Origin of the sequence: Streptomyces sp. NBC_00525 (genome assembly GCF_036346595.1) — a bacterium.
Classification (GTDB): domain Bacteria; phylum Actinomycetota; class Actinomycetes; order Streptomycetales; family Streptomycetaceae; genus Streptomyces.
Genome location: NZ_CP107834.1, coordinates 560,579 through 577,470 on the forward strand (window position 1 = coordinate 560,579; position 16,892 = coordinate 577,470).

The following is a 16,892-nucleotide window of genomic DNA, read 5'->3' on the forward strand; positions in this document are numbered from 1 at the left end:
GATGTCGTGATCCCGTCGACGTGTCCGACCGGGGTCGCTAATCTTCCCAGAGGTCATGCGAGTCGGCGGGGGCAATGGAACGAGAAGCACGTCATCACCTGCGCGGTGTGGTGGACGTCGTCAGCGGTTGGCACGGACTCGCGGCGCAGGTCACCGCGCGGCGGGGCCCCGTCGAAGCCGCGGCCGAGGACGCCGCCGGGCAGTTGCTGGGCCGCGTGGTTCCGCTCGGGACCGCGACGGCCACCTCGTGGCGCGTCCTGCAGCTCTCGCCCGCCGACACAGGTCCGCTCACCGCTCTGGCCCACCGCCGGGCCCTTCCGGCGATCACCGCCGAGGGCCGAGAGGGCATCCGCCGCCTGGCCGACGAGGCCGGCCCGGCGCTGGCCGCCGTCCGGCCGTTGTTCGGTGCCCGCCGGATCTTCTCCGGCCGGAGCCGCAAGGAGGAGGCGGAGCGAGCCGCCGCCCGGCTCCTGTCCCTCCACAAGGAGATCGGGAGCACCCGGCTCGTCCCGGAGCTGGAAGACCTGGCGGCGTGGGACGCGAAGGCCGCTCCGGCACCGGGCCCTTCGGACGTGCTCGACGAGCGGGTCGGCCTCGCGGCGCGCCTCGGTGCCGGAGCCGAGGTCGTCGAGGCGCGGGAGCTGCGTCCGGCCAGGACCGCGCTCGCCGCGATCGACCGGGCCCTGCACCGCGAGAGCGGGTTCCGATCGGCCGTCGAGGCCGCCGGCAACGCCGTACGGCAGGCGGAGGTGCGCAAGCTGGTCGCCGGAATGCCCGTGGAACGGCTCAAGGACGCGACCAACGGCCGGCTGCGCATCACGGCGCTGCACGACGCGGGAATCCGGACCGTGCAACAGGTCCTCGACCAGCGGTCGGCGATCCAGTCGCTCCCCGGCGTCGGGGAGACCACGGGCAACCGGATGATCGGCGCCGCGCAGACCATCTGGCAGACCACGATGGACGAGATGCCCATCCGCATCGACATCAAGAACCGCTCGCAGTCCACCACCGCGCTGCTCAAGGCGATGCGGGCCTGGGACGCGGCGCGCTCGATCCGCAACGCGACCTCGGACCTCGCCGCCGCCGACGCGGTACGCCCGCTCCTCCAGAACCTCGCGCCCCAGACCTCCCACGTGGTGTTCGTCCCATGGCCCCGGCCCGTCGCCGAACTGCGTACCGCGCTGGCCGCCGTCGAACGGCGCGGGGCCGCTCTCGGCGGTGGGTCGAGCGCTGCGGGCGGTGATCCCTGGGACGACTTCCTCTCGCGGCCGGCCGACTACTACGCGATGCTCTCGGAGCTCGGGTTCCTCGCCGACGACGCCGAGAAGAGCCAGGGGGACCTGCCGGCCGAGATCGTCGAGGCGGTCCGGCAGCTCACCCTCGACACCACCCATCTCAAGGCGTCCCTGCGCGGATACCAGTCCTTCGGCGCCCGCTTCGCGATCGTGCAGCGGAAGGTCGTCATCGGCGACGAGATGGGGCTGGGGAAGACGGTCGAATCCCTCGCGGTGCTCACGCATCTGCGGGCCAAGGGCGCCTCGCACTTCCTGGTGGTGTGCCCGGCGGCCGTCGTGACCAACTGGGTCCGCGAAGTCCGTGACAAGTCGGATCTGCGGGCGTTCCGTCTGCACGGTCCCGCCCGCGAGGACGCGCTGCGGTCCTGGGTGCGCAGTGGCGGAGTCGCCGTCACCACCTACGACATCCTCGGCTGGCTGGAGAACCGGATACCCGAACGCGCCCGACCGGCGTGCCTGGTGTTCGACGAGGCGCACTACATCAAGAATCCGCACGCCAAACGGACTCAGCGCTCCACCGCGCTGATAGAGCGCTCCGAGCGGGCCGTCCTTCTCACCGGCACCCCGCTCGAGAACCGGATCGAAGAGTTCCGCAATCTCATCGGCTATCTGCGGCCCGACCTGCCGGTCGACGCCTCGGAGCTCTCTCCGCGCCAGTTCCGGAAGCAGGTGGCGCCGGCCTACCTGCGCCGCAACCAGGAAGACGTCCTCACCGAGCTCCCGGAGCGGCTCGACATCGATGAGTGGTTGCCGATGTCCGACGCCGACGAGCGGTACTACCGGGCCGCCGTCATCGACGGCAACTTCATGGCCATGCGCCAGGCAGCCCTGCGCGCCGGCGGCAGGTCCGAGAAGATCCTCCGCCTCGTGGACATAGTCCAGGAGGCGGAGGAGAACCAGCGCAAGGTGCTGGTCTTCTCCTACTTCCGTGACGTCCTCGACGCCGTGGCGTCCCACCTTCCGGGGAAGGTCTTCGGGCCGCTGACCGGCTCCGTACCCGCTCTGGCGCGGCAGCACATGGTCGACGACTTCACCGCCGCACCCCACGGCGCCACCCTCGTCGCACAGATCGTGGCCGGCGGCGTCGGCCTGAACATCCAGGCGGCGTCGGTCGTCGTGATCTGCGAGCCCCAGCTCAAGCCGACGACGGAGTGGCAGGCGATCGGCCGCGCCCACAGGATGGGTCAGCTGGATTCGGTGCAGGTGCACCGCCTGCTCTCCGAAGAGGGGGTGGACCAGCGCATCATCGAGATCCTGGCCCGCAAGAACCAGCTGTTCGAGGACTTCGCCCGGGTCTCCGCCACGGCGGACAGCGCCCCGGAGGCATTCGACATCACGGACGCGGAACTGGCCCGCGAGATCGTCGCAGCCGAACGCGAACGCCTCCTCCGGGGGCCTGGGGAGGGTTAGGCGCCGCCGGGCCGGGGCGATGGGGAAGACTGAGGCCATGAGAGACATCGTTTTCGGGCGCAGTGGCTGGATACCGAGCGTCGTCCGCCAGGACGGGGAGTTGCGGCTGCTGCTGGGTGCCGGGGCCGACGTCACGCATGCGCCCCGTACGTTCACCTTCCCGGTGCGGGAGGCGCACCTCGCGGTGATGCGGGAGGACCTGGGCCGGCATCTGCTGCTGTGGAGTGCGGTGCTTCCGCTGTGCGACGCCGCCGGGACGCGGGGACCGCTCGACGAGGACGCCGCCGTCGCGCTGCTCGATCCGATCCTTCTCGCACCCCCGGCGGAGGTCGACACGCTGTTCCGGCGCGTCCCGTGGGCCAGGGGCACGCTCGTCGCCCACGGCGCCGACCTTGCGCTGCTGGACGAGGGCCGGGTCCACGCGGCGATGCGTACGGCGACGGAGACGTCCGACCGGAAGCGGGCCGCGGACGACGCCGCTCAGCGCCGTCGCGCGGCGCGCGGAGTCGCGCTCGGGCCGCGCGACGCCGCGATCCTGCGGTACACGGGCCAGTACGCGCACGGCGCGACGATCCCGAAGCGGCTGCCCGACGCCGTCGACCCCGCGCTGCTGCCCCAGGTCATGCGTGTACTCGCCACCGCCGAGCAGGCGTGCGCCGGCCTCGGCATCGGCCGCGATCCGCGACGGGGCAGGCGCGCCACGGACAAGCAGGACTGGAAGCGGATGGAGGCGGCGGTCGGCGCCGCCGTGCGCGGCGCCCACCCCGGCCTCGCCGACGACGCGGTGCGCACGGTGGGTTTCCTGATGTGCTCGGAGGCCTCGGACCGCGCCAGGGACACGCTCCTGGACGACGGGGACGCCACCGGGGAGCGGGCGGGGACGGTGTTGTCGTTCACCGACGACAAGGAGGTCGAGAAGGTCTGGCGTCCGGGCAGCGGCCTCAGCGCCACCGCCGCGTTCTGGGAGTTCGTCGCCGAGCGCTCGGCCTCGGGCAACCAGGTCTTCACCATCGAGGACGAGGAGCGGGGCGAGGGAATCCAGGTCCACTTCTACGCGGACTCGGCGGCCCGGATCACGACGGTGCGCGAAGGCACGGACGGCTCCGAACCGGAGTACGGGGTCGAGTACGTCCTGGTCGACGGAATGAGCGGCTACCGGAACCTGGTGGCCGCCTTCGTCCGAGGCGGCTGCGCCGGGCTCGACGGCCTCGGCCCGTGGATATCGGACAACGCCGAGTTCGAGCAGGCACGCCGCCGCCGCGACGCCGCCCGCTAGGGGGTGCCGCGGGTTCAGGACGAGCGAGGCGTGGCGGCGCCGGGTGCCACGACGGTGAGCAGGTCCACGACGAAGATCAGGGTGGAGTCGGCCGGGATCGCGGCGGAGGGCGACTGCTTGCCGTAGCCGAGGCGCGGGGGGACGACGATCTCGCGTCGGCCGCCGGCCTTCATACCTCGCACGCCCCGGTCGAAGCCCTTGACGGCCTTGCCGCCGCCCACGGCGAACTTGAACGGCCGGCCCTGCTCCCAGGAGGAGTCGAACTCCCGGCCGGACGCGTACACGACCCCGACGTAGTGCACCTGGACCACGCGTCCGGGCAGCGCCTCGGGCCCGTCCCCGACCACAAGGTCCCGGATCACCAACTCGGCGCCCGCGGCCCCCTCGGGCACCCGGACCTCGGGCTTCCCCGGTCCACTCACCACGACCCCCTCACTCACCGTCGGCCCCTGTCGGCCCGGCGGCCTCATTCGCACCTGCCGGACTCCATTGTCCACGCCGGTGTCCGTGATCCTCTGCCACGATGCCCCCGGAGCCGGCGCCGTACTACGCACAGAGCCGCTTGAAGCCACTCGCACCCGGCCTGGCGCGGAACCTCACCTCGTGCCCGGCGTCGTCGGTGAACACCGCCTCGGTCTCCGAGTTCAAGGTCATCGTCCCGTGGTGGGTCGGGTTGCCCCACCCTTCCGGCGGGTTTCCCGAGCCGTCGGAGAGCGGCGCCTCCGCCTCGAAGTACGTCGAGCCGATACGGGCCTCGTCGATGCCGCAATGTGTGTAGAGGTCGAAGGGCATCGCCCGAGGAGGAACGTCAGCATCCTCATCAACCGCAGCACAACCCGCGAGCACCCCGGCAACCAACGCGAGGACGAGGCCGGTTCGCCCAACTCTCTCAATCATGCCCCTCCGACGCCCCGCCGAAGTAACCGGTTCCCCACCTCCGGGCCCCTGCACGGTCACGTGCTACCACCGGCTGACCGGAAAACCTCGCGCAGACCCGACGCCATCCAACTCACGCCAACTCGCCTGGGCCTGCCGCCCGGCCTCGCGCCAGCGGCCCTCGACGAGGATCAGCCTGCCTCCGGGACGCAGGCGCCCGGTCCACTTGCGCGGAGCGGTGGGTGTCGGCCTTCGGGCAGGAGTGGGCGGCGCCGCTGGAGGAGTTTCCAGTCAAGTTCTTCTGTTCAGCTTCTTGAAGTTCGTGCCTTCCCGCAGTCTTCGGTCGTTGAGAAGATCATCGCCATGACGATCCCGCTCCGCATCGACCGAGTCCTCGGTGACCGTCCCTTCGCTGAGGTTGGTGATCCCGTCCTTGCCGTCGACGACGCGCGTCGCCGCTTGCTGGCAGTAGCGGGCACGCACGCGGCGGTGGCGGGCATGTACGAGTTCGGCAGCACTGCGCCGGTTGGTGTCTACAGCACCGATGATCTGGCTTGCCGAGCCCTTCTCCGTGCGCACTACCCCGTGCACGCCATGGCTTTCCACCCCACGCTGCCCCTCCTCGTTGTCGGCACCGGCAGTTACGACGGAGGCTACTTCTTCGAAGGAGAACTGCTCCTGCTGAACTTGGAGACAGGCATTCCCACGTCGCTCATCGAGCACAGACTCGGCCGCCAGGTTCTGGGCCTGGAATGGCTCGACGAACAGGAACTACGTGTGCTGATGGCACCGTCTGACGACTGGCAGGACAAAGACGCACGGGTCGAGGGTCACGTCGCGGTGGTGTGTCGACCCGACTGGAGGGCCGTTCCATCCCGGTCGATCACCGCACACGACCTAGCCGGACCACGGGTGCCGGCCCCGCGCCCCGACGGCCGAGAGGATGCCCGCCGGACGGTCTCCTCTCTGAGCACGGACTGGGACTCGCGGTGCAACGTCCGCGCGGTGGAGGAACTGTCCGACGGCAGGATCGTGGCTACGCTTGACGGGGTCCAGTTGGAGTCCTGGCTGCCGTCGGGACAGCGGCAGTGGGCTGTTCCGGACGACGAAGGCGGCCGGGACCTTGTCATCGCCCCAGATGAACGATCGGCCTGGGTCGGTCTGGTCCGGCCCGCATGGCAGAAGCGTCCCCAGTCCGTGGTCCGGCTCTCGCTCGACGACGGGGCACAGCTTGACCGTCTCATGCCCTCCGCCCCGGTGTCCCTGGCGCGCTGCGCTGACGGCCTGCCAGCCCTCGTGCCCGCAGGATCGGCCGGGGAGCGAAGCAGGCTCCGTATCCGGCGTGGCAGCCGGATCTACTTCCTGGAAACCGTTCACGAGGAGGGCAAGAGGAACCCCGAACGGAAGGAAACGTGGGTCGTCATAGCCGACCTGGAGTCGATGCCGGTCGCCGAACGCCCGCGTGAGCTGGCGAAGGCGGAAGCCAGACGGCTGTTCCCCTACTCCTGGATACCAGGTGAGACACACTTCGCCGGCCCTGGCGTAGAGACCGCAGACGGTGACCTGGTGCATGCCGGCGCTGTCCACCACGGCGACGGGTTGCAGCCCGGCGGCTCGTTCGTCGTACGACGCAAGTCAACGAATGGGAAGCCGATCTGGGTCTTCCGGACGGACCGGAAGGCCACCGGCCTCGACTGCGACGCGAAGAGCATCTATGTCGCCTATGACGATGGCGAGATCGTCGGACTCAATCTCCGTGACGGCACCGTGTACTGGCGTCGGCATCTCGCCGTTGCCGCAGTGCCCGCTGTACCGACGGCGTTGAGTGTGGCCGAGCCTGGTCGGTTGCTCATTGGCACCAGCGACGGGCGACTTCTGGATTGCTCGATCGCATAGGGGGTTGCACGACTATGGCCACTTGCCGGGTTGTATGCGGGCACCCATCACCACTGTCACGTTGTCGATCGAAGGACCCGGATGATGTTGTCGGAGGATGGCTCTGTCGAGCTGGGAGGCACCAGTCGGCAGTAACGCGTCGACTGGGCCTCATCTCTGCGAGTTAGTTGTAACCGGAAAGCCAATCCAACCGCTGCAGAGCAGTCAGGTCACCGCGAACCAGAATGACCATCACCCGAATCATCTCCGCGCGCGAAACGTCCCGGAGATGGCGAGGCTGGACATCGCCGTCATCGAGATTTTCAAGCACCAGAGATCCATCCTGAAACGCTGAAACAATCCAGGAGGAGCCATCATCCGTGACCGATACGTCTGGGTGCTCATCGTCGATGGGGCCATCAAGCTCAGCGACAAGTGCCGGCACACCAGTCTCGGCGCCGACCTCCATGCCCCCATCTCGATGCGTGAATGTAGTCGACACTACCGACTCCCCCTTCTACGTGGGGCGCCGCTCGGAATCGCCCACTTCGAGTAGCCATGGCCACCGGGATGCAGCAGATGCTGCCATAACGCCCCAGGATCACGCCGAGAAGGCGACCCGAGACTCATCACGCCTGTCGACCACTGACGTCAGAGGCCGGCTCATGCTGCCAGATTGGGTGGGCGAGCGAGCCGAGGAAAGCTCGTCGGCCGCGCGGACGGTCAGTGCCGCCCGACCGGAGTTGAACGATGGCGGGTACTGCCGTCCCCCGCGCCACGGATAACGGGGTCGCTGAGCACAACAGTTCAGCGATGCCGCAGACAATAGGGCGCTATCTGCGGGAAGACTTCCGACCGGTCCGGCAGCCGGCACTCGACGGCCGCCCGCCAGCGGCGCCGAAGGGTTAGCACCGGCTTCGTGCCGATGTCCCTCAGCCCACGCGAGACCCATGGGTTCATGAAAACCGGGGTCTGTACAGCGAGAACTGGCGGGTCGGTCCGTGTGCATCAGTCGCGCGAATCCGTGGGTTCGGCGGGAGCCGTGAGGTGGGCTGCGAGACGGCGCGCTTCGACAGTGACCTCGGCGACGACCTGTTCCGTGGTTCTGTCGCCGTACTCGAGGACGTCGCACTCGTCGTCGAGTTCAGCGAGGCGCTCGGTCAGAGGCAGTTCATGTCCATGGCGCTGGCGAATCCGGAACGTGTACTCCCGAGGTATGAGCTCTCCAGCGAGCATGCTGAGTGCAAGAACTCGGGCGACGGCTTCCTGGCCGGCCTCGCTGCCGACCGGATAGAAGACAAGGCCGAGTTCGTCGAGCGCTGCGGGAAGCAGGTCGTGGACGTCGTAGTCCGCCTCGGCGCGCGTGCAGGCGGCGAGAATCCGAGGGCCCAGGAGTGTCGAGTCCGGCAACGAGCGCATCACAGGCGGCATTCACCACGTCGCTCGCTCGGATCTCCCCCATGCTCCGGAGAGCGGCATGGTCCTGGAGAGCGATTGCCGCTGCTTCGGTTGACATCACTCATCCATGATTCCCCTCACAGTACCGGGCCAGGTCGACCGGATTTCATCGAGGGTGCCGTTCGGTGGCCCGTTCCGGCAGGGCTTGGCAGAGTGCGCGTAGCGCATCGCGATCTTCTCGTCGAGCCGGAAGACCTCGGCGTGATGTAGTGGGTCAAGCCCGTGGGTCAGGGCCCCTTCGAACTGCCGGTCAACACGAAGCCGCTCCAAGCTGGCGTCCTGTCCCCACATCGGACTGGCCCAGTGGTTGCTGGCTCAGCTGGTCGTGGCAGTCTCGTTGTTGATCAGCAGGTGGAGGTTCGCGGCCCTGGGCCCCGACAGCGCCAGGATTCCAGCCAATCCGCCATGAGCTCGAAGAGGCTGGGATCGAAAATACGAGCGGGCAACACTTCGAACACAGTGTTCCCGTTGCGGGCACGGCCCGCCGAGAGCCTCACGTGATGTCGGCGAGCGGAATAGAAACAGGCCTCATGGGCGCAATGTTGCCAGACCATCCACACCACCTCCTAGTAAGATCCGGCAGGAACGTTCTAGATACCGCGCAGGCCGACTTGAGTCGACCCTCTCGGGCTCACACCCTATCTGCCCAAGGGAGAGTATTCCAATCCGTTCGGCCACAGAGCCGACGCCGAAAATTTGCCTTCGAGGTCGCCGGAATGCCGTACGGCGAAACCCCGGCCGCCGAGTAGACCGTAGCTAGTCAGCACTTCCATGCAGGACAGCCCAAGATCGATGATTCTCGAGAACTAGTCAATTTCGGCTGGGACAACGGGAGGGTCCCACGGTCGGACCGCTCCCTCGGGGATCCCGAGGATATGGAAAGATACGGAAAGATCAACAAGCCGGGTGGGGGCCACTACTTCTTCCATAGCGGGAACTGACGGAAACCGGCTGGAATCGCTCGGAAGGAGAAGCAGATGGAAGCTGCGTTCAGCACGGAGAAACCGTCCTGGCAGCGCACCCTCGAAGCCTGTGGACTGCTAGCCATCAGAACGGAAGCTCCCTGTCCTGTGCCTGCCGTCCTGACTGCCATCCACGCGGTGACGGGGATCGAGGTCAAGCCGACTGCGACGATTGCGGAGTCGCATGCTGATGTTATGGCAGAACTTGACCGTCAATGGCTGGCCAATACCTCCAAATTGCCTCTCGTGTCGGGTGCAGGGAAACTCCTCATCGTCCCGCCCGGACCCGGCGGCAGTGCGGCGGGGTGGGTCCTCGTCAAGGATTCCGTCAGGACGGGGCTGCCGTCTCGCGTGGCCGGCGCGACAGGCTCGCCGGAACTTCTGGCACTGTCGGTGGATGGTCGCTACTTGTGCGCGGTCACGTCCGAGGAGGACGAATTCTGGATCGTCACGCGCGTCCTCATCTGACCTCGATCTTGCATGACGGTCCGCCGACGGAGTTGGTGGACCGTTTCGCTTGGTGCGGCCGAGGGTCGAGTGTGCCGGCGGCCCGAGTGTCGCTACGGGCCAGCGCCGGGTTCCACTGTCCGAGGCGGGGGCTGTTGTGGTCGGGGCGGTGGACGACTGCCGGCCAGCCGGGGTTGGGCAAGAGTGTGAGCCTTTCGAGGACGGCGGTGAACTCGTCGGTCCGGGGCCAGTGGTGGGCAGGGCGGAAAGCCTGGCGGCTGCTGGTGGAGGCGAGCACGGCGGCTGCGGAGAGCAGGCGGAACCACAGGCGGCGGCGTTCCCGAAGCCGGGCCTTGCCGGTCAGGCGAGCTCGACGCTCTCGAGCCAGACCCGTGTTCGGGGCTGCTCGGTGGAGGAGCAGTTTGCGCAGACCGGTGGTCCGGGCGGTCCCTTTCCGGTCCTCCGCCGGGACGGTCGAGGAGGTCGAGGAGTACATCGTCACCCGCAACTGCGAGAGCAGTTCGACATCCGCTGAAGCTGATCCGCAGCGCGATGGAGAAGAACAGCTCGTACGCTGCCCACCTGCGCGGTTCGTTCGGTTCCGGCTGGAGCCGCTTCCCGAGCGTGGTGCACGTCGCGCTCAACGGCGAGCCCACCACCCGCGCCAGCGGTGTGGCAAAGGCCAGTTCTCGTGCACGGTGAGTTCTGATCCGTCTCCAGGGCGTCTCGTTCGGTGTGGCCGGATAGCAATCCCGCGGTGCCGTCAGGCGCGGCATCATCCGAGGAACGACAACCGCACCTTTGGGTTCGGGATGTCCACGTTCGCGCGACCAGTTCGCCCTGGTCGCCGGTATCACCATCGACATCGTGATCGACCTGGTCGAAGCCGTCGGCCGCAACGAGTTGCCCCGTCGCCTGCCCGCTCGGCGGATCCACACCAACGGCCGCACCCTCAAACGAGAGGTACCCCGCATATGACACACCTGCAGGATCGGGTCACTCCGCCAGCACGATCGTGTGCGGTGTCGGCGTGAGCTGTGCCCGATAGCGGCGGATGCCCCAGCTACGGTGCTCCAGCTCCGCCGCGACCAGCACCTCGGCCGTGTTCATACAGTCGGGCACGAGCTCCACCAGCGCGGCCACCGGGTGATCGCCGACCAGCGGGAATCCTTTGACTCGTCGGAACTCCCACTGCGGGTTCGGCTGGGAAGCTCCGTGGCCCCGGACGATCCATTCCTCCCTCGCCGGTCCGGCTCCCGGCGGCTTCTCCACCCCCACATCCAGCACTCCCGTCGTGACCGTGAAGCTCACGCCGGTTCCGAGGCCGGGGACCGGGTGGGTACGTTCGCCAGGGTCGATCAGGCGCGCGATCGGCTGTGCCTCACGCTCCGGTGCCGACAGCGCGACACCCAGGGAGGCATGGCGGAATACGCCTTTGCTCGCCGGTGTCTCGGGGCGAAACGAGCACACCATGAGCAGTTGCCGAAACTCCCGGTCGGGGGTGGCACTCAGATAGGACAGCCAGCCGGCCGGCGCGCCCGCATGGTCGGCGGGCAGTAGGTCCCAGCCGAAGGTGAGCCTGCCACGCAGCGGTGCGTCATCCGCTGGGCTGCCGAGCGTACGCTCCGGCACGAGTTCGACATCGCGCAGCCGAATCTCGGTCATGCGGTGGCTCCCTTGTTCCTACCGTGCACATAGATGAACGCTCCCCAGTCACGGTACTGGGGATATGCGGCACGCGTGGCGAGTTGGGCACCGCGGAAGGCCTGCTCCGGGTCAGTGCCGCGCGCGACTCGTTGATGCAGGTGGTGGTAGAAGTAGGTGGCCGGTTCCGGGCGCACGGGCCACAGGCATCCGACGACGGCCTGCGCTCCGGCGGTGATCAGTGCCGAGGGGATGCCACGAACGTTGTCACTGCGGTCGAATCGGCCGAGCGCCGACTCACAAGCGGCGAGCGTGACAAGGCGGACGCCGCGCAGGTCGATGTCCAGGAAGTCGTAGGCGAACATGCGGCCGTCGTCGTCGCCGTCCGGCGCGAGATAGAGGCAGTGCATCCACGGCGCGTCCTCGTCCAGTGTCCCGTGTACGGCGATGTGGACGACGTCCGCCACGGACATCTCCGCGCGCAGCCTGTCGCGCGTGGCCGCACGACCGGTGAGGGCTTCCGCGCCTACCGCCTCGGCGACCTTCCGCGCGTGCTCCTCCAGCGCCGGTTCGGCATGCAGACCGACGGGAACACCGCCGGCGGCGGAGGCCAGCACAACGGTGCGGCCCTCACGCGCTGGTACTTCGGCGGGTGCCAGGGCTTCGAGGCCGGCGATCGTCGTGACCGTCCAGTCGTCGGCAATCAGACGGCCGCCCATGCGGCACAGCGGTAGGGGAAGGTAGTGCAGGGCGCCGTGCGGCCAGGCCAGGATTCGGTCCTTGCCCCGGGCACGCCAGTTGTCCCACAGTTCGCTGCCTCCGAGCGGCAGGCCGGCCGACTCCAGCAGCCGACTACCCTCCGGTGTCACGTCGCCGAACAGCGGGTCGCGTTCGATCTCCGTCCGGATCGCCTCGACGCGGTCCGCGTCCGGGTGCCGGTCGTTGTTCTCGTCCGCGCCCTCTCCGAGGTACACCACGAGCTCCCGCCCCTGCCTGGTGACCGCGAGCAGCACGGTCGCGCCGTTCACCGCCGAGGGCAGGAACCACGTCAACAGCACCGTTCGATCATCCAGCAGGTCATGTGCCTTGGCCCAGATGTGCTGGTCGTCGATGAGCGCTGTCGAACGCCGACGCAGCTCGTCGTCGATGAACGACGAGATGCGCCACCGCAGATTCCGAGCGATCTGCGTGTTGTCGTGGCCGCCAGGACGATGATCGGCATCCACCGCGTTCAGCAGGTTCAGCAAGGCGCCGCCTGCGGCGGTGGGCTCCTCCCAGTCGCGCAACTTGGCGAGGAAGTGCTGAATGTGCGCGGGCAGCACGAGCGGGCCTTCGATGCGCCACCACGCGCCCAGTTCCGAACCCTTGCCCGCTTGATGCAGGCCGAGTAACAGCCCCATCGGCAGCGTCTCGCTCTCCGCGGTGAGCTGCCAGACCGCCGAGTGCACAAGGTCTCGCACTATCGCGCCGAGTTCGGGCGCGCCGATGGTGTCGAAGTTCGGCGCGTCGACGATGATCGCGTGCAACGCGTTCCTGAGTTCATCGCCGCGGAGGTTGCCCAGCTGCTGCACCAGCGGCACCAGGCTGGCTTGGGCCAATTCCTCGAAGTCGAGTGAGGCGTAGGAGAGCGCCGCATACGTGTAATAGCCCCACGGGAACGGGACAGGACTGGAGACCGGCTCTCCCGCCTCTGCCGACTGGTAGTGCAGATCGGCCGTGAGCAGCCGAACCTCTTCGCTCCGGGCGTCGCCCGCCTGGCGCAGGAGGGTGAGCCCCCACGCCGGCTTCCCCCGATCACGGGCGTGTGCGGCCGCATGCAACAGGGCCGCAGATCGCTGCGCCGGTGTCCAGGACTCCGGGATCGACACCGACAGTTCCTGGTGGGGTCCTGGGCATTCGCTCGGGTCGTCGGGCAACACGTGGAGCCTGGCCTCGATCAGTTGCCTGCGATGGGCGGAGGCCCACCGAATGTCGAGCTGCCCAGCCCAGTCCAACACGGTTCGCAGCAGCCGTCGGTCGGCCCGTTCCCGGGCCAGGTTGACGCCTTGGCTGATCACCTTCGCGGTCACCGTACTTCCGTGGGCGGCGACGAAATCGGCCGGTGGCGTACCGAATACCCCTATGAGCAGCCGGTCGGTCGTCTCCGGGGACACCCCGTCCACCGTCCTGATGAGGAACAGCGCGAGGTCCGGCTCCTCGTCGGCGGAAGAGTCGTGCCATGCCGAGAGCGCAGCATGAGCAGCACCACGGTGGAGCCCCTCCTCGTCCGCGAGGATCTGCGCCAGTATCGCCAGCAGCCGGCCCCTCCTCGCCCCACCATCCAGCTCCAGCGCACGCGCCACCAGGTGTCCCGCTTCTGCCACCAGCCGATGGGACTCCTTCTGGAAGAGTTCCTCTTCGGTGAACCACGTGCGGTACAGGTCCGCGGTCAGCCGAGCGGACCATGTGGTCAGCAGCGGCTCACGAGCGTAGTCGTCGGCGGCCAAGTCCTCCTGTCCCCTGACGGCCATCCGCAACCGGGCGGCAGCCAGCAGCGCGGCTTCCAGGTCGGCGGTGTCGCTCAGTTCGTCGACCAGCCGAGCCACCAAGGCTTCGGACTCCTCGAACACCACGCGGTCGCACCGGTCCGCGACCAGCTGAGTGCCTGCCTCGACGGTCTGAAACGCCGCGACCCGCCAGGCAGCCTCCATCGCGCAGGCGTCGGCGACCTCGGCGACCAGTCGCCAGTAGACGTACATGAACTCCACCAGGCCGCGGTGATCGAGGAACTCGTCCCGGAACAGCAGATCCACCATCGCCTCGGCGGACAGCGCGCCGTGCTCCGCCAGGGCCTGCCGCATCCCCTCCACTTCGCGCGCCCGCCGTTTCGCCTCGTCCAGCGACATGACCCGGTCGGACACGTACTGGGTCAGCTCCATGAGCAAGCCGACCGGGTCGATCACGAAGGTGACCGTCGGCTTGCCGTCCGCCTCGCAGTCAGGCTCACCGAAGCGCACAAGGCCGGCGCACACCTCCCCTCGCCGTGTTTCGAAGACCAGCGCGCCGAGTGGATCGTCTGTGGCAGGCAGCACGTGGGACACGATCAGCATGACTGAGCCCGAAGCGTCCGCCGCCTCCCACCACCCCGCCGGCCGTTCCACGTCGAGGTCATGCACGAAGAGCGCGCCGTCGGAATCCCGGACGGACAGCACACCTTCTTCGTCCTGCGTCACACACCACCGGGGAATGAAGGGATGGCTGAACGGCAACTCGTCCAGTGAGAGAAGCACCGGGAGGCCCCGCGCGTACGCGCGGGTGAACAGGCTGCCTCCTGACCCGCCACCGGTGAAGAACGGGCTGATGCCGGCCAGCCCGACGGCCAGGCCGGCATGCCGGACACCCTCCACATCGGCAAGGAACGCCCACCCGGTGACCTCGCGTGACAGTCTCACGCCATCCCCCTTCGTCGCACGAAAACTACTCGAGCACTTCCTTTCAGAGGCAGCCCTTGCCTCAATCAGCGACCGCGGGCCGAGCGAGCCCCCGGCAGTGCCCGCCTGCCTCGTTGGTCAGCGCGCACAAGTGGCGGGGTGTTGACTCGTCATGCCGGGCTTCAGCCGAGAGCCCGCCGCGACGGGGCAGGCGCCTGGCGTACGGACCGGCCCTGAGACTTGGAGTTCCTCGCGGGATCCGTGGCGCCGGAGACCTCCCAGTCGTCCGCCCAGCCGATGATGTGCGCCCCGACGGATTCGGCGGCAGTGAGCACGTTCTCTCGCTGACGCTCAGGCGACGACGTCGCCAGCTTCACGCGCGACAGTCGCCGCACTCCGAGCAGGCACTTGCCGCACCCGTCGTAGGGTCGTTCGACCGCGTTGAGGTCCGTGCCGCGCATTTCTTCTCGTCGTTCGAGCGCGCATCTGCGGCACGCCCCGGCTGAGCGATCTTGGTCAGCCCAGGAAGCTCAGCCGCACTTGACGGTTGGCGTTGTCCTTATTGGTGTCCACCAGGCATACCGACTGCCAGGTGCCCAGTTCCAGGTGGCCCGCGATCACCGGGAGGGTTGCGTGTGGGGGGATCAGGGCTGGGACCACGTGGTCGCGGCCGTGGCCGGGGGTGCCGTGGCGGTGCTGCCAGCGGTCGTCGGCGGGGAGCAGGGTGTGGAGGGCCGACAGGAGGTCGGCGTCGCTGCCGGCGCCGGTTTCCAGGATGGCGATTCCGGCGGTGGCGTGCGGGACGAAGAGGTTGAGCAGGCCGTCGCGGCCGGCCGCCGCGCGGGCGAGGAACTGTTCGCAGTCCGGGGTGAGGTCGGTGACGGTCTCCGTGGAGCCGGTGGTGAGGTGGAGGACGGTGGTGGTGAAGGCAGCAGACATGGGGAACATCCTGCCGTCATCGGCGGGCGGAGCCGTTGACCGTGTGGGCGCTGCGCGTCGGAGGGAGGGGGCGGTCGCTCGGTGGAGGGTGGGGGAAGTTCCTCGGGTGCTCCGTAGTTGGTAGAAGCGTGAACGATTTTGGGATGCGGTCGGTGGACGTCGTGGTGATCGGGGCCGGTCAGGCGGGGTTGTCCGCCGCCTACCATCTGCGGCGCGGCGGGCTGGAGCCGGACCGTGACTTCGTCGTCCTGGACCATGCGCCGGCGCCCGGCGGCGCATGGCAGTTCCGGTGGCCGTCGCTGACGTACGGCAAGGTGCACGGGATGCACTCCCTGCCTGGGATGGAGCTGACCGGGGCGGATGACGAGCGGCCCTCGTCGGAGGTGATCGGCGCGTACTTCGACCGGTACGAGCGGACCTTCGGGCTGCGCGTGCACCGGCCGGTGGACGTGGACGCCGTGCGTGAGGGCGACGGGGGCCGGCTGCTCGTCGAGAGCTCCGAGGGGCTGTACGCCACGCGCGCGCTGATCAATGCGACGGGGACCTGGGACCGGCCGTTCTGGCCGCGCTATCCGGGTCAGGAGACGTTCCGTGGCCGGCAACTGCACACGTCCGGCTACCCCGGTCCGGGCGCGTTCGCCGGGCAGCGCGTGGTCGTCGTCGGCGGCGGGGCCTCCGGCACGCAGCATCTGATGGAGATCGCCGAGGTGGCGGCGGAGACGCACTGGGTGACGCGCCGGCCGCCCGTGTTCCGGGAGGGGCCGTTCGGGGAGGACCAGGGCCGGGCCGCTGTGGCGATGGTGGAGGAGCGGGTCCGACGCGGCCTGCCGCCGCAGAGCGTGGTGAGCGTGACCGGGCTGCCCGTCAACGACGCGATTCGCCGGGCCCGCGAGTCGGGGGTGCTCGACCGGCTGCCGATGTTCGACCGGATCACACCGACGGGTGTGGCCTGGGACGACGGGCGCGTGGTCGAGGCCGACGTCCTCCTCTGGGCCACCGGCTTCCGCGCTGCCGTCGACCATCTCGCCCCGCTCCGGCTGCGTGAGCGCGGCGGCGGTATTCGCGTCGAGGGCACGAGGGCCGTTCGTGATCCGCGTATCCATCTCGTCGGCTACGGGCCCTCCGCCAGCACCATCGGTGCCAACCGCGCCGGCCGGTCCGCCGTGCGGGCGGTCCTGGAGCTGCTGGGGCGCGGGCGCGGGGAAGCCGTGGGGGGCACGGGCGCGTCCGGCGCTGCCCCGGCCGCCGAGGAGCCCGTGTTCGTCTAGAGGCCGGAGGGCGGGGCGGCCCGTGTGGGCCG

The 16,892-nt window shown here is 68.8% G+C and carries 13 protein-coding genes; 6 read left to right on the forward strand and 7 right to left on the reverse strand.

Annotated elements, in window-relative coordinates:
- Positions 1-74 precede the first annotated feature (74 nt).
- On the forward strand, positions 75-2,705 hold the full coding sequence (locus tag OG710_RS02340) for a DEAD/DEAH box helicase (RefSeq protein WP_330237859.1): 2,631 nt from the start codon (positions 75-77) through the stop codon (positions 2,703-2,705).
- Between the two features lie 37 nt (positions 2,706-2,742).
- Positions 2,743-3,981: a DUF6357 family protein gene (locus OG710_RS02345; protein WP_330237860.1), complete on the forward strand. Its 1,239-nt coding sequence runs from the start codon at positions 2,743-2,745 to the stop codon at positions 3,979-3,981.
- 14 nt (positions 3,982-3,995) lie between these two features.
- Here OG710_RS02345 and OG710_RS02350 read toward each other — a convergent pair whose 3' ends face one another.
- On the reverse strand, positions 3,996-4,451 hold the full coding sequence (locus OG710_RS02350) for an FKBP-type peptidyl-prolyl cis-trans isomerase (RefSeq protein ID WP_330242138.1): 456 nt from the start codon (positions 4,449-4,451) through the stop codon (positions 3,996-3,998).
- A 76-nt stretch (positions 4,452-4,527) separates the two neighbouring features.
- Positions 4,528-4,773, reverse strand: a complete 246-nt coding sequence (locus tag OG710_RS02355) for a hypothetical protein (protein WP_330237861.1) — start codon at positions 4,771-4,773, stop codon at positions 4,528-4,530.
- A gap of 447 nt (positions 4,774-5,220) precedes the next feature.
- On the opposite strand from OG710_RS02355, the gene OG710_RS02360 reads away from it, so the two are divergent.
- A complete protein-coding gene (locus OG710_RS02360; RefSeq protein ID WP_330237862.1) occupies positions 5,221-6,753 on the forward strand; it encodes a hypothetical protein in 1,533 nt (510 codons plus the stop codon).
- Between the two features lie 163 nt (positions 6,754-6,916).
- On the opposite strand, the gene OG710_RS02365 is transcribed toward OG710_RS02360, so the two are convergent.
- On the reverse strand, positions 6,917-7,201 hold the full coding sequence (locus OG710_RS02365) for a hypothetical protein (RefSeq protein ID WP_330237863.1): 285 nt from the start codon (positions 7,199-7,201) through the stop codon (positions 6,917-6,919).
- A 539-nt stretch (positions 7,202-7,740) separates the two neighbouring features.
- Positions 7,741-8,142, reverse strand: a complete 402-nt coding sequence (locus tag OG710_RS02370) for a hypothetical protein (RefSeq protein ID WP_330237864.1) — start codon at positions 8,140-8,142, stop codon at positions 7,741-7,743.
- Between the two features lie 1,025 nt (positions 8,143-9,167).
- Here OG710_RS02370 and OG710_RS02375 point away from each other — a divergent pair.
- Positions 9,168-9,620, forward strand: a complete 453-nt coding sequence (locus OG710_RS02375; protein ID WP_330237865.1) for a hypothetical protein — start codon at positions 9,168-9,170, stop codon at positions 9,618-9,620.
- Positions 9,621-10,151: 531 nt separating this feature from the next.
- Entirely contained in the window at positions 10,152-10,301 is a 150-nt protein-coding gene (locus OG710_RS02380) for a hypothetical protein (protein ID WP_330237866.1), read from the forward strand.
- Between the two features lie 294 nt (positions 10,302-10,595).
- Here OG710_RS02380 and OG710_RS02385 read toward each other — a convergent pair whose 3' ends face one another.
- The 3 genes from OG710_RS02385 to OG710_RS02395 form a co-directional block, all read right to left on the reverse strand.
- Complete coding sequence (locus OG710_RS02385; protein ID WP_330237867.1) at positions 10,596-11,264, reverse strand: hypothetical protein; 669 nt, start codon at positions 11,262-11,264, stop codon at positions 10,596-10,598.
- A complete protein-coding gene (locus OG710_RS02390) occupies positions 11,261-14,674 on the reverse strand; it encodes a CHAT domain-containing protein (protein WP_330237868.1) in 3,414 nt (1,137 codons plus the stop codon). Before OG710_RS02390 ends, OG710_RS02385 begins: the two co-directional genes overlap by 4 nt.
- A gap of 495 nt (positions 14,675-15,169) precedes the next feature.
- Positions 15,170-15,592: a YjbQ family protein gene (locus tag OG710_RS02395; RefSeq protein ID WP_330237869.1), complete on the reverse strand. Its 423-nt coding sequence runs from the start codon at positions 15,590-15,592 to the stop codon at positions 15,170-15,172.
- 143 nt (positions 15,593-15,735) lie between these two features.
- On the opposite strand from OG710_RS02395, the gene OG710_RS02400 reads away from it, so the two are divergent.
- Positions 15,736-16,860 carry an NAD(P)-binding domain-containing protein gene (locus tag OG710_RS02400; protein WP_330237870.1) on the forward strand — a complete coding sequence of 375 codons (1,125 nt, stop codon included), beginning with the start codon at positions 15,736-15,738 and terminating at the stop codon, positions 16,858-16,860.
- Positions 16,861-16,892: the final 32 nt, after the last annotated feature.